The sequence below is a fragment of the Streptomyces sp. NPDC002144 genome (genome assembly GCF_053593695.1).
This window is the reverse complement of sequence record NZ_JBSFDB010000012.1, coordinates 29,502-49,330: the sequence shown is the minus strand read 5'-3', so window position 1 is coordinate 49,330 and position 19,829 is coordinate 29,502. Positions and strand designations below refer to the sequence as shown.

Genomic DNA, 19,829 nt, shown 5'->3' with positions numbered 1-19,829 from the left:
CCCTCCCTCGGAGGGAGTGACCGCCCGGAGCCGTGAACACACGAGGTGTGTCAGAGACAGAGCAGAACGCTCGCGGCGCTGATGCAGGAGAGGAGGCTGGCCGTGCTGGCGCCACCGCCGCCGGTGTGCTCGTCGGACTCCATCGTCTGCAGGTCGAGCAGTGCCATTTCGTGTCCTTCCTTCGGTGTCCACCCGTGGGGACGGGGGTTGGGTCACGACTCCGTCAGGTTGCGGAGCCGCGTCATGTGGGCCGCCTCGGAGGCGGCAGGAACGGCAGGTGGGCATGGCCCCCGCTCGCGGCGTCGAGCGCGAGGAGACAGCCCGCCGTTCCGGTGGCGAGGTCCATGGACAGCCGCATCATCTGGTGCCCGGGAAAGGCCAGTTGGCCCTCGTACGCCATCGCGTACCAGCCCAGGCCGGCGATCTGCTCGGCGAGCCGTCGCTCGTTCGCGCCCGGTGCCGTGGTGCGGCCGAGGTGCAGGATCATTCCGGCGCGGCCCTGGAAGAGGCCGGGCTGCGCGTAGAAGCGTGAGGTGGCGGCGGTCAGGATGCCGGCGCGGGCCTTGTCGAACCCGGCGTCGAAGGCGTGCGCGAGATGGTCGTCGAGGACCATGCCGAGCCCGGCGCTGCCGTCGCCGAGGTAGGGCAGGGTCCGCCAGCCCTCGTCGACCTCCAGTCCGCCGCCGCTCTTCTGCACCACACAGCAGTCCAGGTCCCGGCGCAGTGCTACGCCGGCGGCCTCCAACAGCCGCTCGTCACCGGTGCGTTCGTACTGCCGCAGCAGGAACAGCGCGGGTCCGGTCGCGCCCCGCAGCAGCCCGGCCCGGCGCCGGCGCTGCTCCGGCAGCGGTTCGGCGAGCCGCCGCAGGAGGATGTCCGCGGCCTCGGCGGCCCGCTCGCCCAGCACCGACTCGCCCGTGCGGTCGGCCAGTTCGCCGAGGACCAGGCCGAGACCGGCCAGTCCGCCCTGCAGGTCGGAGGCGAGGTTCTGCCACTTCTCCGCGAGGATGCCCTCGACCAGGTCCAGCGCCCGCTGCCGGTGACCGAGCCGGTCCAGGACATGGGCGACGCCCGCGAGACCGTCGTAGAGACCGAGCGGGGTGCCGGCCGGTGGCGGGTCGCAGTGCGCGAGCAGCCAGCGCTCGCCCTCCTCGTAGCGCTCGGCGCCGGTCTCGGCCAGCGTGTACAGCACCCCGGCCGCGCCGTGGGCGAGCCCGAGTCCGCCGCCGTCGGAGAACTGGGCGATGTCGCCGGGGAAGAGCCGGTCGTCGCGCTCCGGGGTGGCGGAGGCGAGGATCGCCTTGATCATCGAGTCCCGGCTGTGCGGCCAGTCCCCGGGCCGTACGAAGGCCGGTGCCGCGCTGCCCGCGCCGCGCGTGATCTCCGCGACCGCCTCGTCGAGGAACTCCCGCGGCAGGTCCGGGAACTGCTCCGCGACGACCTCGGCGAGATGGGCGGCCTTGCCCCGGTCGACCACGAACAGGGTGGTCACCGGCAGGAACAGCGCGAGGCGTAAGCACGCCAGCGCATACCGGTCGACGTCGGCCCCCGTGCGGTCCGGCGGGGCGAAGAAGCCCGGGTGGGCGACGACCTGGCGGCCGTTCTCCGACGCCGGGGCCGCCGCCTCGAAGTCGATGAGGAAGACCGACTCCTCGTCCGGCGCGACCATGATGTTGAAGACGTGCAGGTCGTTGAAGACGATCCCGCGCGCGTGCACGGCCTCCACCGCCCGCTCCACCGCCCCGTGGACGCGCACCGCCCACTCGGTGTACCGGGCGACGGCCTGCGGGTCGGGATCCGCGGTGAGCAGCGGATGACGTTCGGCGAAGAAGGAGTTGAGCGGGCGCCCCTCGACGAAGTCCATGACCAGGAACCGGTGGTCGCCCAGGGTGAACCAGTCCCGCACCTCGGGCACCACACCGGTCCCCGCGACCTGCTCCAGCGCCGCCTTCTCCCGCTCCAGGCGGGCGATGGCGTCCGCCCCGTCGGAGGCGAGCCCCGCGTGCGGCCGTCCCTCCTTCAGGACGACCCTGCGCCCGTCCCGGGTGTCGGTGCCCGCGTAGACCCCGCCGCCGTTGGAGAAGTGCAGCGCCTTCTCGATGCGGTACGGCAGATCGCCCACCGTCGTGGTGTTGCGCGCCGCCAGATGCGGTGCGAGGAAGTCCGGCAGTGTCACCCACTCCGGCACCTGGAAGGAGGGCGCCCGCCGGTCCGGCACCAGCCGGCCCTCGCCGTCCCGCACGGCCGGTACGAGCGAGCCCCGCTCGTCGACGGTGAAGGCGCGCGCGAAGGCGCCGTAGCGGACGTAGAGCGGGCCGTCGTCCCAACGCAGATCGGTGAGGATGTACGGCCCCTCGCAGCCTTTGAGCAGGGCGCCGAGCTCGCGCAGCACCAGGTGCAGCTGCTCCTCGTCGGCCGGGTAGACGGTCACGAACTTGCCGCTGTTGTCGCGGCCCGCGTACTTGGTGTTGCGCAGGTGCAGCAGATGCGGTCCGGGGACGAACTTGAAGGGGATACGGCGCGGTACGCAGTAGTCCCACACGGTCGCGGCGATGTGCTCGGCGTTCTCCCGGGTGGCCGAGGCGTGGATCTTCCAGCCCTGCGCCGGGCCGGCCACCGGACTGCCGTCCGCCCGAAGCGGCGTCAGCGTCAGCCAGTCCCCGATCCGCGCCGCGTCCCAGCCCTCGGGAACCTCGCGGCGGGCCGTCGCGAACAGGGCGGTGCCCTGCTCACCGGCAGTGGCGAGCCGGTCCGGCGTGTCGTAGAAGTGTCTGTCCGCGAGGGCGTACACCTCGTACCGCTTGTCCATGGATCCCCTTCCGTGGCCCGGCATCGAGACTTCCAGCCGGGGCACGGCCGTGGACAGTCACCCGTGTCACGAGGTCACCGTGCGGTACGCATGCGTCAAGACATGTTCGGCCCCTTTCGACTCGACACGCCTTGTGACCTCCACGGAACGCTCACAGGGGCTGCGCGCCACTCTCATACGCGCTGTAATTGCGGACGTGGTCACTGAGGGCGGCGACGGACGCAGAACGAGGACGCTGCGTGCCGAAGGTGCCCTGAAAGCGCTCGCCTCCGATCCGGGCCCGCAGGAGCGGGTGCACCGGATCCTGGAACAGGCGCTCGTCTTCGCGGGTGCGGCCTTCGCCGCGCTGTACACGCCCGCCGAGGACGGCGACGCCCTGTGCCTGCTGGAGTCGGCGGGCGTACCCAGGACACTGTTCGGGCTGCGCGACAGCTATCCCCGTGCCGGGCACTCCCCGGTCGCGGACACCCATCGCTCGGGCGGTGCGGTGTGGCTGGGGCCCGAGGAACTCGCCGAGGGCGCCCAGGCGCGGCGGACACCGGCCGGCGACTTCTTCCTCGCGGTGCTGCCCGCGCGCGGGTGCGACGGCGGCGGCTGTCTGCTGGCCGTGAGCGAGCGGCCCGACGGGTTCGACACCGAGGACCGCAAGTGTCTGGAGCTGATCGCCGACGCCGTCGCACCGCCCGCCCCGGCCCGCGCCGCCGAGAGCGGCGAGCTGCCCACGGGCTCCTTCAGCCTCGCCATGGACTCCGGCCGGGTCGAGGTCGGCGACGACATCCTGGAGCTGTTCGCCCTCACCCGCGCCGAGTTCGACGGCAAGGTCGAGACCCTGCTGGGCCTGACGGTGCCCGAGGATCTGCCCTCGCTGATGTCGGTGGTGGAGGCCGACCACATGTCCATCGGCGAGCGGGAGCTGGAGTTCCGGGTGCTGCAGCCCTCGGGGCCGCCGAAGTGGCTGCGGCTGCGCGGGCGGCTGCTGCCCGGCGGCGAGGGCCGGGCCGCCCGGCTCGTCGGCACCGTCGCCGACGCCTCCAAGCTGCGCTCCGACGTCACCGACGTGGCCCGCGTCCAGCGGCTGGCCGCCGCCCTGGCCACCGCCGGCACGGTCCGGGACGTCAGCCAGGCCGTGGTCTCCGCGCTGCGCAAGCCGCTGCGGGCAGACCGGATCGCGCTGGCCGAACTGGAGGGCGAGCGGCTCATCGTGACCGTCCTGGACCCGCCCGAGCCGGAGTCCTGGCCCGAGCTGTGGCGCCTGGAGTGGCGCAGCGAGTGGCCCGACGCGCCGGTGCGGGCCATGCCCACCCTCGCCTCCGCCCTGCGCGAGGGCCGCGCCCAGATCTGGCCCGTGGGCACGGCCCTGGAGCCCGCGCTCGCCGAGGTCGGCCCGGGCGGCCTGGCCGTGCTCCCGCTGCCGGCCGGCAACCGCATGGCCGGCGCCTGCTTGATCGGCTGGGACGCCCCGCACGACTTCGGCCCCGACGAACGCGCCCTGCTCACCGCCTCCGCCGGCCTTGCCGGACAGGCCCTGATGCGCGCCCACGCCTTCGACGCCGAGCACGAACTGGTCGGCATGCTCCAGCGCCAGCTGCTCCCGCGCCGCCTGCCCACGCTGCCCGGCGCGGTCGCCGTCGCCCGCTATCTGCCCGCCACGGCCGGCCTGGAGGTCGGCGGCGACTGGTACGACGTGATCCCGCTGCCGGACAACCACGTCGCCCTGATCATCGGCGACGTACAGGGCCACAGCACCGCCGCCGCGACCCTCATGGGCCAGATGCGCACCGCCCTGCGCGCCTACGCCGTCGAGGGACACCCGCCGGACGTCGTCGTCTCCCACGCCAACCGACTGCTCACCGACATGGAGACCGACCTCTTCGCGACCTGCTGCTATGTCGACGTCGACATGGAGGAGGGCTCCGCCTGGTACGTCCGCGCAGGCCATCTGCCGCCCGTGGTGCGCCATCCCGACGGCACCACCGACGTGCCCGACACGGACGTCGGCCCACCGCTCGGCGTCGTCAGCCAGGCCGACTTCCCGCTCAGCGTGCTGCGCCTGCGGCCCGGCACGGTGATCGCCCTGACCACGGACGGCCTCGTCGAGTCCGCCGACGCCGACATCGACATCGGCATCGGCCGGCTGGCCCACGAACTGTCCGTGTCCGACCCCGCCCACCTCGGTCTGGTCGCCGACGCCCTGCTCGACAACGCCCAGCGCAACGACGACATCGCCCTGCTCCTGCTGCGCTACGACGGCATGACGCTGCGCCCGCTGCGCGAGAGCTGGACGATCTGGCGCGTCCCCGAGGCCGTCGGACACGCCCGCCGCTTCACCCGCCGCACCATGCGTACCTGGGGCGTGCCCCGGGACGACATCGACACCATCCTGCTCATCGTGTCCGAACTCGTCACCAACGCCCTCGTGCACACCGACGGCCAGGTCCGCCTGGATCTCACCCTCCTCGACAACCGGCTGCGTGTGTCGGTCGCGGACACCTCGCCCCGTACGCCGGTCAAGGCGACCAGCATCGGCTGGGAGGCCACCGGCGGCCGGGGCATCCTGCTGGTCGAGGCGATGTCGGAGACTTGGGGGGCGGTGCCGGTCAGCGGCGGCAAGCAGGTCTGGGCCGAGCTGTCGGTCAGCCGTCCGTGACGTTGGCCGTGATCAGCCGGAGCAGCTGCTTGGCCAGGGCGTCCTGCTCGGGTGTCAGTCCCATGGCGTCACCGATGGCCACGGGAACCGAGCGCGCCCGCTCCCGCAGGTCCGCGCCCTCGCGGGTGAGCCGGATGGCGACGGACCGCTCGTCCTCGGCGCGCCGCTCCCGGCGCAGCAGACCGTTCGCCTCCAGCCGCTTCAGCAGCGGTGACAGGGTGCTGGACTCCAGCTGCAGCGAGGCGCCCAGCTCGCGCACGGAGATCGAGTCCTGCTCCCACAGCACGAGCATGACCAGGTACTGCGGGTAGGTCAGGCCGAGTTCGTCCAGCAGCGGGCGGTAGCGCGCGGTGACGGCGCGGGAGGCGGCGTACAGCGCGAAGCAGAGCTGATCGTCCAGGAGCAGCGATCCCTCGCTCGGCTCCGCTGCGGTTCGGCTCACGGCACGCCTCCCGGGTGCGGTGCTGGTGATGACGATCACCACTCTAACGTTCGGGTTCGTCCGATTGTATCGCCCTCAAATTAGTCGTGCACATGCAAAGCGAGCGCGAATTAGTTGCGCACGACTTAATCGAGCTCTACTCTCCTGCTGTGCCGCACATCCGGCCCGGTGACCCTGCCGGAGCCTGCCCGCGGTACCCGACCGAGGAGGCCGCCATGACCGGCACCACTGCACCCCGTCCCGTCCTCGAACCCGCCGCCCAGGCCTTCGCCGAGGCCACCGCCAACCCGCCGTACCTCTTCGACCTCGGCCCGGTCGACGGCCGCAAGACCGTCGATGAGGTTCAGTCCGGCGAGATCGCCAAGCCCGCGGTCGACGAGGAGTGGATCACCGTCTCCGGCGGCCCCACGGGCCAGGTCCGCACGCGCATAGTGAGGCCCACCGGGGCCACCGGCACCCTGCCGGTGATCATTTACATTCACGGCGCGGGCTGGGTCTTCGGCAACGCCCACACCCATGACCGGCTGGTGCGCGAACTCGCCGTCGGCGCGGGTGCGGCCGTGGTCTTCCCCGAGTACGACCTCTCGCCCGAGGCCCGCTACCCGGTCGCCATCGAGCAGAACTACACCGTCGCCCGCTGGGTCGTCGAACAGGGCTCGACCAAGGGACTGGACGCCTCCCGCATCGCCGTGGCCGGCGACTCGGTGGGCGGCAACATGACGGCGGCGCTGACCCTCATGGCCAAGCAGCGCGGTGACGTCCCCCTCGTCCAGCAGGTGCTGTTCTACCCGGTGACCGACGCGAGCTTCGACACCCCCTCCTACGACCAGTTCGCCGAGGGCTACTTCCTGCGCCGGGACGCCATGCGGTGGTTCTGGGACCAGTACACGACCGACGAGGCCGAGCGGGCGCAGATCACCGCGTCCCCGCTGCGGGCGTCCACCGAGCAGCTGGCCGGGCTGCCCCCGGCCCTGGTCATCACCGGTGAGGCCGACGTCCTGCGGGACGAGGGCGAGGCCTACGCCAACAAGCTGCGCGAGGCCGGGGTCGCGGTCACCGCCGTGCGCTACCAGGGCGTCATCCACGACTTCGTGATGCTCAACGCCCTGCGCGAGACCCATGCCGCCGAGGCCGCCATCAACCAGGCCGTCGCCACCCTGCGCACCGCGCTCGGCACCGCCTGACCACCGCCGCACCGGGGTACCCGGGGCCCGGACGGCGACGACCGCGTCGCCGTCCGGACAACGATCCCCAGGCGAAGGAGAGGTACCCCATGCCCCAGCACGTCAGCGACATCATGACCGCCGACCCGGTCACGGTGGAGCCGCAGACCTCCGTGACCGCGGTGGCCCGCCTCATGCGCGACCAGGACCTCGGCGCCGTCCTGGTCACCGACGGCGACCGGCTGCGCGGCCTGGTCACCGACCGCGACCTCGTCGTGCGCGCGCTCGCCGAGGGCGGCGACCCCGAGCAGACCACCGTGGCCGGCGCCTGCAGCTGGTTGTAGGTCTGTTCGTTCATGAACTGCATCCCCGGGCGGGCCAGTTCGGCCCGCATGGCGAGCGCCAGCAGTCCGGCGAAGAGGAAGAAGCAGAAGCCCGTGACCATGTACAGGCGTCCGATCACCTTGTGATCGGTCGTCGAGGTCCAGCGCAGCAGCGAGGCGCCGAGCCCGTGGGCGGAGGTACCGGCCTCCCGGGCGGAATGTTCGGAATGTTCCGACAGGTGCGTCATCGTCCTCCTCCGGCGGCCGCGGCGACGCTACCGCCGTGGCGCTGCGGCACCTTCGCGCCACGCCTTGCTGTGGGCCGTCAGCGTGGCGTTTGGGGCCCGTGCCGCCGGGGACCCGCTCCGGGAGGAAACGAGGCAAGAAGGAAGATGAACCGTCGTGACGACGCAGACGAGTGAGAAGGCCGTACTCCCCCGCCCCGAGACCGGCTGGTCGAAGGCCCGGCGACTGCGCGGGAAGGACGCCCTGCGCACCTGCGTCCCGGCCGTCCTCGACGCCGGGACCACCCGAACGGACCAGTGCGGGCCTGAGGGGAACATCGTGCGGGGCGAGGACTGAGCGGCCCGTCGGACCAGCGCCGACGAGCGTCACGACGTGGACAACCGGCCACCTGGCCGACGGTCGCCGTACAGCGGCCGACACTAGGCTCGGACAGATGAAGGCTCTCGTGCTGTCCGGCGGTGCCGGTACCCGCCTCAGGCCGATCACCCACACCTCGGCCAAACAGCTGGTCCCCGTGGCCAACAAGCCCGTGCTCTTCTACGGCCTGGAATCCATCGCCGCCGCCGGGATCACCGAGGTCGGTGTCGTCGTGGGCGACACCGCCGCGGAGATCGAGGAAGCGGTCGGCGACGGCTCCAAGTTCGGCCTGGAGATCACCTACATCCCCCAGGAACGGCCCCTCGGGCTGGCCCACGCGGTGCTCATCGCCCGCGACTGGCTCGGGGACGACGACTTCGTGATGTACCTGGGCGACAACTTCGTCGTCGGCGGCATCACCGCTCTCGTCGAGGAGTTCCGCGACAGCCGGCCCGACGCCCGGATCCTGCTCACCCGGGTGGCCGATCCCCGCTCCTTCGGCGTCGCCGAACTCGACGCGGCCGGCCAGGTCGTCGGTCTGGAGGAGAAGCCGGAGCACCCCAGGAGCGACCTCGCCCTCGTCGGCGTGTACCTGTTCACCCCGCTCATCCACGAGGCGGTACGCGCCGTCCGGCCCTCCTGGCGCGGCGAACTGGAGATCACCCACGCCATCCAGCACCTCATCGACACCCGTGCCGACGTGCGCTGCACGGTCATCGAGGGCTACTGGAAGGACACCGGCAACGTCGTCGACATGCTCGAGGTCAACCGGACCGTCCTGGAGGGCATCGAGCCCAGGATCGACGGCGAGGTGGACGTCGAGTCCGAGACGATCGGCCGGGTCGTGGTGGAGGAGGGCGCGCGGGTCGTGCGCTCACGGATCGTCGGGCCCGCGGTGATCGGCGCGGGCAGCGTCGTCGAGGACTCCTACGTCGGCCCCTTCACCTCGGTCGCGGAGAACTGCCGGATCACCCACAGTGAGCTGGAGTTCTCCATCGTCCTGCGGGATTCGTCGATCGTCGGAGTGGGGCGGATCGAGAGTTCCCTCATCGGCCGGCACGTCGAGGTGACACCGGCGCCGAGCGTGCCCAGCGCCCACCGGCTCGTGCTCGGCGACCACAGCAAGGTGCAGATCCGTCGGTGAAGGGCGGCTCGACACGAGGTGGCCGACGAGTTTCATGAAGAAGGCATGATTGGGCGGAACAGCTTGGCTCACAGCGCGTACAGAGGTAGGTTCGTCGGCACGATGATCGCCCTGGAGCCCCGCCGCGAGCCCCGGGGTGTCGTCGACGACCTGCGCGGGCCGCCGGCCTGGAGCGGCGCCGGTGCCCCTGTTGCACCAAGCACTTTCCCGGATCCGCAAGGAGTCCCTTCGTGAATCGCCATGAGTTCCTGCGGGAGCTGCACAAGGCCACAGCCAACCGCAACTACCTGGAGATCGGAGTCAACGACGGCCGCAGCCTGAAGCTGTCGCGCGTCCCCAGCATCGCGATCGACCCCGCCTTCAAGGTGGTCACCGAGCTCAAGGTCGACGTCCACCTGGTGCGGGCGACCAGCGACGACTTCTTCGCCCGTGAGAACCCGCTCGCCCACCTCCGCAGCGGCCGCCACCCCGTGCGCAACCTCCGCCGTGGCCGCAGCCCGCTCGGCTACTGGCGGCGCACCACCCTCGACCTGTCGTTCATCGACGGCATGCACCTGTTCGAGTACGCGCTGCGCGACTTCATGAACGTCGAGAAGCACTCCGACTGGGCCAGTGTGATCGCCTTCGACGACATGCTGCCGCGCAGCGTCGACGAGGCGGCCCGCGACCGGCACACCCAGTACTGGACCGGCGACGTCTACAAGGTCATCGAGATCCTGGGCCGCTACCGCCCCGACCTCACGATGGTCCTCGTCGACACCCAGCCCACCGGTCAGCTGGTCGTCTTCGGTGCCGACCACGAGAACACGGTGCTCAAGGACAAGTACGACGAGATCATGGCCGAGTTCAACGTCCCGGACCCGCAGAAGGTGCCCGAGGCGATCCTGGAGCGGGTGAAGGCGGTCAAGCCGGAGACGCTGCTGGAGGCGGACTTCTGGGCCCCGCTGGTGCGGGCCCGCAACCTGGGCCTGAGCCGCAAGCGCGGCCTCGAGGCGCTGCGCAAGGCCCTCGAGCCGTTCGCCGTCAGCCGCTGACCCGGTCGGGTGTCCGCGCCGCGCCGCGCCCCAGGATCGCGGCGAGTGCGCGCTTCGCCCTGCGGACCAGCCGACGCAGGGGCGAGGCGCGTGGGGTGCGGACCGCCCTGACCGTGTGCGCGTCCGCGTGCAGCGCGAGCGGCAGCGGCAGGAAGCGCGGGTCGGCGGTCCCGGGGGTCGCGCACAGGGCGGTACGCCAGAGCGCGCCGCTCAGCTCGTCGGCCGGCAGGTCGGCCTCCAGCAGGGCCCCGTCCGTGGCCGGGGAGAGCAGGGCCGGTGTGTCCAGCGACCGGTGCGCCGAGGTGAGCCGCAGCACCGCCCCGGTGTCCCCGGGGACGTGCAGCGGCAGCGGGGCGCGCAGCCGGCCCCCGGAGACGGTGACGGTCTCGGGGGCGAGCCGGTCCAGGCCGAGCCGCCTGCTCGCGCGGTCGACGTCCAGCGACAGGTTGCCGTGCTGGTCCGTCCAGTACGGCAGCACCACGTGCCCGCCGGTCACCGCAGCCGACGTGGCGGCACGGGCCCTGCGCGGACCCGGGCCGATCCGGGCCTCCATGGTCCAGCCGCCCAGCCTGACCCGGGCGTAGGTGTCCCACAGCCCGGCGTGCAGCGGCCGGCCGGACACCGCGCGCGTCGGGTCGACGGCGGCCGTGGCCCGCAGCACCAGCCGGACGTTCCGGCTGTCCTCGACCGGCACGATCTCCCGGGTGACCTCGACCGGCTGGAAGTACTGGGCACCGCTGGAGCGCTCCCGCACCAGCAGGTCGAAGGAGGCCCTGCCGAACCGTCCGACGGCGGCGGCACCCACCCAGCCCACCGCCGAGGGCACGTCCGGAGGGGGTCCCTCCAGGGAGGCGCCGATTCCGGCACCGGGAAACACCAGCGGCGCACCGTCCGCGGTGAGCTCGGCGGCGACCTCGACGCGCAGCACACCCTCGTGCCAGTCGAGACCGGCGGGAGCGGCCGTCAGGGCCAGACGCGCCTCCCACTCGGCGAAGGCCACGACGTCCTCGTACCGGTCGGCGGCGATCAGCGCGGCGACCACCTGCTGGGTCGGCGGCAGGCCCGCGGCGACCCCCGGGCCGAAGCGCTCGGTGGTGATGTGGTGGATCTCCTCGAACAGCCTGCGCCGGTGGTCCTCCGGCAGGGCGAGGAAGCGACGGCCGCGCAGCCGCTCCACCATCTCCACCCGCAGCCACCGCCGGTGCAGCGAGTCCCGGACCCGGCCCGGTCCGGTGTACCGCTCCACGACGTCCAGGGCGTCCCGCAGGTCCTTGAAGTAGCCGGCGGGGTCGATCCGCCGGGCGCTGTCGTCCGCCGCCGGATCGCGGTGGACGTAGTAGCAGACGTAGTCGCCGAGCACCGAGACGTTGGCGGCCCGCAGATACGCCTCCACCACGAAGACGTGGTCCTCCAGGCGCCTTCGGCCCTCGGGGAAGCGCAGACCGGCCTCGTCGACGAACGCCCTCCGGAACATCTTGTGCGCGCTGAGGCTGTCGATGAGCGGGGCGTCGGCGACCGAGGCGCGCGGCCGGTCGCGGCGGAACAGCTCCACCGGCACCGAGCGGCCCCGTCCCGCCATCTTGCCGACGACCACGTCGGCGCCGTTGGCCACCCCGTAGTCGTACATCCGCTCCAGGGCCTCGGCGCCGAGGGAGTCGTGGGTGTCGACGAACATCAGGTACTCGCCCCGGGCGGCCGCGATGCCGACGTTGCGCGGCTTGCCCGACCAGCCGGAGTTCTCCTGATGGAGGACCCGGACCCGGGGCTCCGCGGCGGCGAGGGCGTCGAGCCGGGCCGGGGTGGGGTCGGCGCAACCGTCGTCGACGAGGACCACTTCGTACTCGTCCGGGGGGAGGGACTGGCCGAGCAGCGAGGCGACGCAGTTCTCGAAGCGGGGCCCGGGATCGTGGACCGGGACGATGACACTGACCTTGACCTGCATCGGGCTTCCGAGCCCCCTCGGGTCGTTCGCCGTGTGTGGTGCGGTGGCCAGATGCTAACCCGATCGAGGGCCCCGTCCCACAGCGCCCCGCCCGCTGATCGTTTCGCCGGATCGGCTCAACTGTGGGTCGTGGCAAGGGTTCGGGGAGCGCCCCAATGGCACCGGCCTGGAGGTCGATCATGACGAGGGCGTCTACGGTTTGGTGAGCCGCTCCAGCAGGGCCAGCCCTTCGAGGACCGTGCGCCGTTCGTCCTCGGTGTACCGGTCCTGCAGAGCACGGGCCAGCCACTCCTCGCGCGCCTGGCGGTCGCCCTCCACCCGCAGGCGCCCGGCCTCGGTCAGGGTGACGAGCCGGCGGCGGCCGTCGTCCGGGTCGGGACTGCGCCGGATCAGGTCCTGCCCGTCCAGCGCGGCGAGCGTGGTCGCCATCGACTGCGGCCGCACCCCCTCGGCTTTGGCGAGCGCGCCGGCCGTGGCAGCACCGTGCTTGGCGACCAGGGTGAGCGCGGAGACCTGCGGGGGAGTGAGCTGGTCGTCCTCCGCGATCTCCCTCAGCCGCCGCCGCAGGCGGCTGAAGACGACCCGCAGATCCCGCGCGGCACGCGCGGCGGACTCGGAGATGCCCTCCGGAGCGCGGGTGGGCTGTGCATCCATGCCCTCACGATAGAACCCGGTCGGCGGCCGTCTACGCTGGTCGCGTGCGTCTTCTGCTGATGTCCGACACCCACCTCCCGAAGCGCGCCAAGGAGCTCCCCGCCCCGCTCCTCGCGGAACTCCCGCACGCGGACGTCGTCATCCACGCCGGGGACTGGGTCGACACCGCCACCCTCGACCTGCTGGAGAGCCGCAGCCGACGTCTCGTGGCCGTGTACGGCAACAACGACGGGCCCGGACTGCGCGCCCGGCTGCCCGAGGTGGCGTACGCCGAGATCGGCGGCCTGCGTTTCGGCGTCGTGCACGAGACGGGAGCCGCCCAGGGCCGCGAGACGCGCTGCGCCGCCCGCTTCCCGGACCTGGACGTGCTGGTCTTCGGGCACAGCCACATCCCGTGGGACACCACCGCCCCCGGCGGCCTGCGCCTGCTCAACCCGGGCTCCCCGACCGACCGCCGGCGCCAGCCCCACTGCACGTACCTGACGGCGGAGGCGGCCGACGGCGGGCTCACGGAGGTGGAACTGCACCGGCTGCCACCGCGGTGACGGACGGTTTCTCCGCGAGGGCGAGGGGCACCCGCCACCCCTGACCGGCAACGGCGTACGGGCCACTGTCAGACCCCCCTGTTACGACAGAAGCATGGCTGATACACCGGTAACGCTCCTGCGGCGCGCGGTCGGGACGGCCCGGCACGCCGGGTCGCCGCGCACCGTCCTCGTCGTGATGTGCGCCGGCTACTTCCTGGTGCTGCTCGACGTCACCATCGTCAACGTCGCCCTGCCCGCTGTCGGCTCGGCCCTGGGCACCGACGTCGGCGGCCTGCAATGGGTGGTCGACGGCTACGCCCTGGCCCTCGCCTCCCTCATGCTCACCAGCGGGACGGCCGGAGACCTCTACGGGCACCGGCGGGTGGTGCTGGGCGGCCTGGTCGTCTTCGGCGGCGGCTCGCTCGCCTGCGGACTCGCCCCCGGAGTGCCGGTGCTGGTCGCGGCCCGGGTGGTGCAGGGCGTCGGCGCGGCCCTTCTGCTGCCGGGCACGCTGGCCATCATCAGCCGCGCCTTCCCCGACGACGCGGCCCGCGCGCGGGCGATCGGCGTCTGGGCGGGCATCGGCAGCCTGGCCCTCCCGGCCGGCCCGCTGCTCGGCGGCGCGCTCACCGACGCCTTCGGCTGGCGGGCGATCTTCCTGCTGAACGTGCCGATCGTGCTGGTGGCCCTGGTGTGGGCGGCGGCGATCGTGCGGGAGAGCCGCGGGGAGCTGGCCCGCCGCCTCGATCTGCCCGGCGTGCTGCTGGCCAGTGTCCTGCTGCTGGCCACGACGTACGCCTTCATCGAAGGCGGCCGCGTGGGCGCCGGCGCTCCGCAGGTCCTCGCGGCCGCGGGCGTGGCCGTCCTCACCGTGCCCGCTCTGGCCGTGGCGGAACTGCGCCGCGGGGACGACGCGATGCTGCCCGTCCCGCTGCTGCGCAGGCCCGCCTTGGACGCCGCGAACGTCGCCGCCGCGATCATGAACCTGGGCACTCTCGGCACCCTGTTCGTGCTGATGCTGTTCCTGCAGTCGGTCCAGCACCGCTCGGCGCTGCTCGCCGGTCTGGCGGTGATCCCGCTGTTCGCCCCGCTCGCGGTCATCGCGCCCTTCGGGGGCCGCGTCACCAGCCGGATCGGCGCCCGCCTGCCGGCCACGGCGGGCCTGCTCGTGGCGACCGCGGGCCTGGCGCTGCTCGCCCGCGCCGGGGCGTACTCGGGCTACCCGGTCCTGCTGCCGGCGTTCCTGCTGTGGGGCGTCGGCATGGGCCTGCTGACCCCGGCGGTCGTGGCCGCGGCCATCGCCGCCGTGCCCGGTGAACGCGCCGGGCTGGCCTCCGCGATGAACAACACCGCACGTCAGACCGGCGGCGCGATCGGCATCGCGGTGGCGGGCGCGGTCGCCGGGCAGCCCGGCGACGGGGAGCGGTTCGTACGGGGATTCCACATCGTCGCCCTGGGAGCCGCCGGTCTGTACGCGGCCGCCGCGCTGGTGACGCTGCTCATGCTTCCCGGGGCGCTGGTCCCGGGCCGGGAACGGTGATCCGCGAGGCGTGTCCCGACATAGGTCCGGGCCGCTTCAGGCGTTGGGAAGCGGCCCGGGCGCTGCGAGTGTGCGCTGTCACGGACCTCCTTCCCGCAGAGGTGCTGTGCCATGGGAGGCGACAAAGCCTCCGTTGCGCGGCGTCTACCCATCCAGGCGCGGCTCACACATGGAAATTCGGTGGAATCCCGTCCGTCGCGCCGGTGAACTGGTCCGCGTGCTGATCGACGAGACACTCATACGCCGTCTGCTCACCGCCCAGTTCCCGCAATGGGCCCACCTCCCTGTCGCACCGGTGCCGCAGTCCGGCCTGGACAACGCGACCTTCCGGCTCGGCGACGACCTCTCGGTACGACTGCCCCGCTACGCCCACTGGGCCGGACAGGTCGACCGCGAGCACCGCTGGCTGCCGCGCCTGGCACCGCAGCTGCCGCTGCCCGTCTCCGAGCCCCTCGCCAAGGGCGCACCGGGCGAGGGCTATCCGTATCCCTGGTCGGTCTACCGCTGGCTGGACGGCACGACCGCGACGCCCGAAGCCGTCGTCGACCCGATCGGCGCCGCCCACGACCTCGCCGGATTCCTCATCGCGCTCCAGGCCGCCGACGCCACCGGCGGACCCGGCCCCGAGCAGAGCAACGCCTTCCGCGGAGTGCCCCTGGGCGACCGGCGCGACTCCATCGCGGCGGAAGCCCGCGTCCGCCCCAGGATCGAGGCGCTGCGGAACACGGGCCTCGTCGACGCCGACGCGGTCACCGAGGTGTGGGAGGCGGCCCTCGCCGCACCCGCCTGGCACAAGCCGCCGGTGTGGATCCACGGCGACCTCGACGCCGGGAACATGCTGATGAACGACGGCAGGCTCAGCGCCGTCATCGACTTCGGCACGCTGGCGGTGGCCGACCCCGCGGTCGACCTGGTGCCCGCGTGGAAGTTCCTGCCCGCCCGGGCCCGGGACGTCTTCCGCGAGGCCGTCGGCGCCGACGACGCGACCTGGGCACGCGGCCGCGGCTGGGCCCTCGCGGGATCCCTCCCGGTCCCCGACGACCCCTACTTCCGGGACCACCCGGCCCGCATCACGGCGGCCGTCCATCATGTGGAGCAGATCATCGCCGACCACCGGCGCGACACCGGCCGACGCCGGGCGTCAGTGGCGCCGTAGCCGCCGCAGCCCCAGGAACGCCAGGACGGCCAGCCCGAGCGCCACCGCCCCGGCCGCCGCCCGCTTGGCCACCGGCACCCCGGCCGTGCGGAGCAGGTCGAGGGGTTCCGTCTCCGCCGGCCCCGCCTCCGCTCCCCCCGGCTCCTCGACCGCCGCCGGGGCGGCGGGCCCGGTGATCTTCTCCGCCAGGCACTGGGCGAACTGGCCGACGAGCCGGTCACCCACCTCCGCCAGCACCCCACGCCCGAACTGCGCCGGCCGCCCGGTTACCGTCAGGTCGGTGCGCACCGACACGGCCGTGCCGCCGTCCCGCTCGCTCAGCGTGCCGGTCACGGTCGCGCGGGCGGTGCCCTGACCGCGGGTCTCCCGGCCGCTGGCGATCAGCACCATGCGATGCGCCGCCTCGTCCTGCTCCTCGAAGACGGCGGTGCCCTTGTAGGTCACCGTGATCGGACCGACCTTCACCTTCACCGCCCCGGTGACGGTCTTGCCGTCGTACTCCTCGACGGTCGCCCCCGGCATACAGGGCGCGACCCGCTCGATGTCGAGGAGCGTCCGCCAGGCGTCGTCGACCGGGACCGGCACGCTGAACTCGTGGTGCAGTTCCATGACTTCCTCCAACGGGCGTTACGTCGACGGATGGATGGCCCCTCCGGTGGCCGCCAGCGGAGCCCCGGTGCCGCCCCAGCGCAGGGCGACGATCTCCGCGGCGACGGACACGGCGACCTCCTCGGGCGTCCGGGCCCCGAGGTCGAGGCCGACCGGTGAGCGCAGCCGGGCCAGGTCGGCCTCGGTGAGTCCGGCGTCGACCAGGCGTTTCATGCGGTCGTCGTGGGTACGGCGGCTGCCCATCGCCCCGATGTAGGCGGCCGGGCGGCGCAGCGCCTCCTCCAGCAGCGGCACGTCGAACTTGGGGTCGTGGGTGAGGACGCAGATCACCGTGCGCTCGTCGGTGTCGGTGCCGCGCAGATAGCGGTGCGGCCAGTCGACGACGACCTCCACGGCGTCCGGGAAGCGCTTGGGGGTGGCGAACACCGGACGGGCGTCGCAGACGGTGACCCGGTAACCGAGGAAGCTGCCGATGCGGGCGACCGCGGCCGCGTAGTCGATCGCGCCGAAGACCAGCATGCGCGGGGGCGGCGCGAAGGAGTGCAGGAACACGGTGACGGTGTCCTCGCGGCGCTCGCCGTGCGGGCCGTAGTGTCGCAACCCCGTGGCGCCGAGGGCGAGTTCGCCGCGCGCGTCGGCGGTGACGGCCACGTCGAGACCGGTCGGGCCCAGCGTGCCGGAGACCTTGTCCGGCCAGACGGCGAGCGTCGCGCCGACGGCGGCGGGCCCGTCCGTCACCGTCGCCAGCGTCACCGGACGGCCCGCCTCGACGGACTCGGCGACTGCCGCGAAGGCCGGGTCGGTCTCCCGCGTCACCGGCCGGACCAGCAGGGTGATCTCGCCGCCGCAGGTCAGCCCGACGGCGAAGGCGTCCTCGTCGCTGTAGCCGAACGTCTCGAGGCGCGCCTCGCCGCTCTCCACGACCTCCTTGGCCAGCTCGAACACCGCGCCCTCGACACAGCCCCCGGACACACTGCCCACGACCTCGTCACCCGGCCCGACCGCCATGGCGGCACCGGGATCGCGGGGCGCGCTGCGGCTGACGCCGACGACCGTGGCGAGCCCGAAGGGGACCCGCGCCGCGTACCACTCGCTGAGTGCCGGCAGGATGTCACGCACGGTCCGCTCCTTCCCTCGGGGCACGCTCGGCCCCTCGTACCACCGCCGCGAGTCGCTCCAGGGCCGCCAGGCTGTGCCCCTCGACGAACGCGTCCACGCTCGGCAGCGCCGCCGCCATCCCCGCCGCGAGCGGCGCGTAACCGGGGCGCGCCTTGCGGGGGTTGGCCCAGACCACCCGGTGCGCCAGCCGGTGCAGCCGGCGCATCTGGGCGCCCAGCAGCTCCGGGTCGCCCCGCTCCCACCCGTCCGACAGCAATACCACGATCGCGCCGCGCGCCATGCCCCGCTGCCCCCAGCGGTCGAGGAACTCCCGCAGCAGCTCCCCGAGCCGGGTACCCCCGCGCCAGTCGGGCACCGCCTCGGCGAGCGCGGTCATCGCCGGCTCGGGGTCACGGTGGGAGAGCTCACGCGTCACCCGGGTCAGCCGTGTGCCGATGGTGAAGACCTCCGTCCGGCTGCCTCGGGCGGCCGCGTGCGCGAAGCGCAGCAGGGCGTCCGCGTACGGCGCCATCGAACCGCTGACGTCCACGAGCAGCACCACCCGCCGGGGCCGCTCGGCCCGGCTGTGCCGCCGCAGCCGGGCCGGCTCGCCGCCGCGCCGCAGCAGCTCCCGCACCGTCCGGTGGGGATCGACCTCACCGCGCCGGGCGGGCCGTCGCCGCGCGCTGCGCCGGGTCTCGCCGGGCAGGGTGAACGCGGCGAGCAGCCGGCGCAGTTGCTCACGCTCGGCGGAGCCCAGCCCGGCGACGTCGCGGTGCCGCAGGACCTCGGTGGAGCTGGCGAGGGCCGTGGCGGGCGGGGCGTCGTGGTGCTGGTCCCGCGCGGCGGTGCCGGGCGCGGGACCCTCCCGTACGACGAGCCGCAGCCGGGGCGGGGGAGTGGCGGTCGGCGTGCGCCGGGCGCGCGGAGCCTCACCGAAGTAGGCGGCGAACACCCGCTCGTAACGCTCCAGGTCGTCGTGGCCGCCGCACAGCGTCAGCCGTCCCGCCCAGTACACGTCCGCCCGCATCCCCGGCCGCAGCTCGTCCACCGCGCGCAGGAACGTATGCACGCGCTCGGCGCTCGCGTCGACACCGGCGGCGCGCAGGGCACGGGCGAAGCCGAGCAGAGCGGCGTCGGCCCCCGGACGCGCGGGCACGTCCCGCGGCTGCGGGGCGCGGGCCGGCCCACCGTGCCCGCCGCCGCCCGTCACCCGCCCCGCGCCCCCCGGGCCCGAGCCGTCCACGACCCTCACGCCCCCGGGGCCGCGAGCACCGCCGCCAGGTCCAGGCCCCGCGCCCGCTCCGCGTCCTCCCGGTACTTCAGCACCGAACCCAGCGTCGCCACCGCCAGCTCCGCGTCCACCTCCGTCGCGCCCAGGGCGTCCAGGGCCTGCGCCCAGTCGATGGTCTCGGCGACGCCCGGGGGCTTGAGCAGGTCCTGTGAGCGCAGCGCCTGCACCAGGGCGGTCACCTGTTCCGCCAGCCGGGCTGAGACCCCGGGCAACCGCCGCCGCACGATGGCGAGTTCGCGGGCGAAGCCGGGGTGGTCGAACCAGTGGTACAGACAGCGCCGCTTGAGCGCGTCGTGCACCTCGCGGGTGCGGTTGGAGGTCAGGACGACCACCGGAGGGACCTCGGCGCGCAGCGTCCCCAGCTCCGGGATGGTCACCGAGAACTCCGACAGCAGCTCGAGCAGGAACGCCTCGAACTCGTCGTCCGCCCGGTCGATCTCGTCCACCAGCAGCACCGACGGATTCGTCTCCAGCGCCTTGAGCAGCGGCCGGGCGACCAGGAAGCGCCGGTCGTACAGCTCGCCCTCCAGCCGGTCCGCGTCCCGTACCCCCGCCGCCTCGGCGGCCCGCAGATGCAGCAGCTGACGCGGAAAGTCCCAGTCGTACAGGGCCTGCGAGGCGTCGATGCCCTCGTGGCACTGCAACCGGATCAGCGGGGCGTCCAGCGCCTCGGCGAGGGCGGAGGCGAGCGCGGTCTTGCCGACGCCCGCGTCGCCCTCGCAGAAGATCGGCCGGTGCAGCCGCAGCGCCAGGAAACAGGCGAGGGCCAGTCCGTCGTCGACGAGGTACCCCGTCGCCTCCAGACGGGCCCGCACCTGGTCCGGGCCACTGATCTCACCGATCG

The 19,829-nt window shown here is 73.3% G+C and carries 17 protein-coding genes and 1 pseudogene; 9 read left to right on the top strand and 9 right to left on the bottom strand.

Annotated elements, in window-relative coordinates; translation table 11 throughout:
• Window positions 1-50: 50 nt before the first annotated feature.
• Window positions 51-167 (bottom strand): SapB/AmfS family lanthipeptide, encoded by a 117-nt coding sequence (locus ACWCQ1_RS19590; RefSeq protein ID WP_030937754.1) that lies wholly within the window; start codon window positions 165-167, stop codon window positions 51-53.
• Window positions 168-241: 74 nt separating this feature from the next.
• Window positions 242-2,809 carry a class III lanthionine synthetase LanKC gene (gene lanKC / locus ACWCQ1_RS19585; RefSeq protein ID WP_451026994.1) on the bottom strand — a complete coding sequence of 856 codons (2,568 nt, stop codon included), beginning with the start codon at window positions 2,807-2,809 and terminating at the stop codon, window positions 242-244.
• A 196-nt stretch (window positions 2,810-3,005) separates the two neighbouring features.
• Here lanKC and ACWCQ1_RS19580 point away from each other — a divergent pair, with 196 nt between their 5' ends.
• The gene (locus ACWCQ1_RS19580; RefSeq protein ID WP_165954829.1) at window positions 3,006-5,456 is read left to right on the top strand and encodes a SpoIIE family protein phosphatase; all 2,451 of its coding nucleotides are present in this window, start codon (window positions 3,006-3,008) and stop codon (window positions 5,454-5,456) included.
• Here the strand turns inward: ACWCQ1_RS19580 and ACWCQ1_RS19575 are convergent.
• The gene (locus tag ACWCQ1_RS19575) at window positions 5,443-5,898 is read right to left on the bottom strand and encodes a MarR family winged helix-turn-helix transcriptional regulator (RefSeq protein ID WP_358599308.1); all 456 of its coding nucleotides are present in this window, start codon (window positions 5,896-5,898) and stop codon (window positions 5,443-5,445) included. The genes ACWCQ1_RS19580 and ACWCQ1_RS19575 overlap by 14 nt on opposite strands.
• 215 nt (window positions 5,899-6,113) lie before the next feature.
• On the opposite strand from ACWCQ1_RS19575, the gene ACWCQ1_RS19570 reads away from it, so the two are divergent.
• The 5 genes and pseudogenes from ACWCQ1_RS19570 (at window position 6,114) to ACWCQ1_RS19550 (ending at window position 10,165) form a co-directional block, all read left to right on the top strand.
• Complete coding sequence (locus ACWCQ1_RS19570) at window positions 6,114-7,082, top strand: alpha/beta hydrolase (RefSeq protein ID WP_451026993.1); 969 nt, start codon at window positions 6,114-6,116, stop codon at window positions 7,080-7,082.
• 89 nt (window positions 7,083-7,171) lie between these two features.
• Window positions 7,172-7,396 (top strand): annotated as a pseudogene (locus ACWCQ1_RS19565) (CBS domain-containing protein); the annotation flags it as partial.
• Between the two features lie 390 nt (window positions 7,397-7,786).
• Window positions 7,787-7,966, top strand: coding sequence for a hypothetical protein (locus ACWCQ1_RS19560; protein ID WP_358607881.1), 180 nt, complete (start codon window positions 7,787-7,789; stop codon window positions 7,964-7,966).
• A 97-nt stretch (window positions 7,967-8,063) separates the two neighbouring features.
• Entirely contained in the window at window positions 8,064-9,131 is a 1,068-nt protein-coding gene (locus ACWCQ1_RS19555; RefSeq protein WP_358607878.1) for a glucose-1-phosphate thymidylyltransferase, read from the top strand.
• Window positions 9,132-9,361: 230 nt separating this feature from the next.
• Entirely contained in the window at window positions 9,362-10,165 is an 804-nt protein-coding gene (locus ACWCQ1_RS19550) for a class I SAM-dependent methyltransferase (protein ID WP_133043669.1), read from the top strand.
• Here the strand turns inward: ACWCQ1_RS19550 and ACWCQ1_RS19545 are convergent.
• Together ACWCQ1_RS19545 and ACWCQ1_RS19540 are read right to left on the bottom strand one after the other, a co-directional pair.
• A complete protein-coding gene (locus ACWCQ1_RS19545; protein ID WP_451026992.1) occupies window positions 10,155-12,107 on the bottom strand; it encodes a glycosyltransferase family 2 protein in 1,953 nt (650 codons plus the stop codon). The two genes, ACWCQ1_RS19550 and ACWCQ1_RS19545, sit on opposite strands and share 11 nt — an antisense overlap.
• A 192-nt stretch (window positions 12,108-12,299) precedes the next feature.
• Window positions 12,300-12,761 carry a MarR family winged helix-turn-helix transcriptional regulator gene (locus tag ACWCQ1_RS19540; protein WP_358607872.1) on the bottom strand — a complete coding sequence of 154 codons (462 nt, stop codon included), beginning with the start codon at window positions 12,759-12,761 and terminating at the stop codon, window positions 12,300-12,302.
• Between the two features lie 44 nt (window positions 12,762-12,805).
• Between ACWCQ1_RS19540 and ACWCQ1_RS19535 the strand changes: the two genes are divergently transcribed.
• The 3 genes from ACWCQ1_RS19535 (at window position 12,806) to ACWCQ1_RS19525 (ending at window position 15,984) form a co-directional block, all read left to right on the top strand.
• On the top strand, window positions 12,806-13,306 hold the full coding sequence (locus ACWCQ1_RS19535; protein ID WP_451026991.1) for a metallophosphoesterase family protein: 501 nt from the start codon (window positions 12,806-12,808) through the stop codon (window positions 13,304-13,306).
• Window positions 13,307-13,400: 94 nt separating this feature from the next.
• A complete protein-coding gene (locus tag ACWCQ1_RS19530; protein WP_451026990.1) occupies window positions 13,401-14,828 on the top strand; it encodes an MFS transporter in 1,428 nt (475 codons plus the stop codon).
• A gap of 169 nt (window positions 14,829-14,997) precedes the next feature.
• Window positions 14,998-15,984: an aminoglycoside phosphotransferase family protein gene (locus ACWCQ1_RS19525; RefSeq protein ID WP_451026989.1), complete on the top strand. Its 987-nt coding sequence runs from the start codon at window positions 14,998-15,000 to the stop codon at window positions 15,982-15,984.
• Here the strand turns inward: ACWCQ1_RS19525 and ACWCQ1_RS19520 are convergent.
• The 4 genes from ACWCQ1_RS19520 to ACWCQ1_RS19505 form a co-directional block, all read right to left on the bottom strand.
• On the bottom strand, window positions 15,970-16,593 hold the full coding sequence (locus ACWCQ1_RS19520) for an SRPBCC family protein (RefSeq protein WP_451026988.1): 624 nt from the start codon (window positions 16,591-16,593) through the stop codon (window positions 15,970-15,972). The two genes, ACWCQ1_RS19525 and ACWCQ1_RS19520, sit on opposite strands and share 15 nt — an antisense overlap.
• Before the next feature lie 18 nt (window positions 16,594-16,611).
• On the bottom strand, window positions 16,612-17,712 hold the full coding sequence (locus ACWCQ1_RS19515; protein ID WP_451026987.1) for an XdhC family protein: 1,101 nt from the start codon (window positions 17,710-17,712) through the stop codon (window positions 16,612-16,614).
• Window positions 17,705-18,850, bottom strand: coding sequence for a vWA domain-containing protein (locus ACWCQ1_RS19510; protein ID WP_451027064.1), 1,146 nt, complete (start codon window positions 18,848-18,850; stop codon window positions 17,705-17,707). Before ACWCQ1_RS19510 ends, ACWCQ1_RS19515 begins: the two co-directional genes overlap by 8 nt.
• 92 nt (window positions 18,851-18,942) lie before the next feature.
• On the bottom strand, window positions 18,943-19,800 hold the full coding sequence (locus ACWCQ1_RS19505) for an AAA family ATPase (protein WP_451026986.1): 858 nt from the start codon (window positions 19,798-19,800) through the stop codon (window positions 18,943-18,945).
• Between the last annotated feature and the right edge of the window lie 29 nt (window positions 19,801-19,829).

Excerpts from the sequence above, each read along its gene's own strand:
- ACWCQ1_RS19590 (WP_030937754.1), bottom strand. The coding sequence starts at position 167 with ATGGCACTGCTCGACCTGCAGACGATGGAGTCCGACGAGCACACCGGC.
- lanKC (WP_451026994.1), bottom strand. The coding sequence starts at position 2,809 with ATGGACAAGCGGTACGAGGTGTACGCCCTCGCGGACAGACACTTCTAC.
- ACWCQ1_RS19570 (WP_451026993.1), top strand. The coding sequence starts at position 6,114 with ATGACCGGCACCACTGCACCCCGTCCCGTCCTCGAACCCGCCGCCCAG.
- ACWCQ1_RS19555 (WP_358607878.1), top strand. The coding sequence starts at position 8,064 with ATGAAGGCTCTCGTGCTGTCCGGCGGTGCCGGTACCCGCCTCAGGCCG.
- ACWCQ1_RS19545 (WP_451026992.1), bottom strand. The coding sequence starts at position 12,107 with ATGCAGGTCAAGGTCAGTGTCATCGTCCCGGTCCACGATCCCGGGCCC.
- ACWCQ1_RS19540 (WP_358607872.1), bottom strand. The coding sequence starts at position 12,761 with ATGGATGCACAGCCCACCCGCGCTCCGGAGGGCATCTCCGAGTCCGCC.
- ACWCQ1_RS19530 (WP_451026990.1), top strand. The coding sequence starts at position 13,401 with ATGGCTGATACACCGGTAACGCTCCTGCGGCGCGCGGTCGGGACGGCC.
- ACWCQ1_RS19525 (WP_451026989.1), top strand. The coding sequence starts at position 14,998 with ATGGAAATTCGGTGGAATCCCGTCCGTCGCGCCGGTGAACTGGTCCGC.
- ACWCQ1_RS19520 (WP_451026988.1), bottom strand. The coding sequence starts at position 16,593 with ATGGAACTGCACCACGAGTTCAGCGTGCCGGTCCCGGTCGACGACGCC.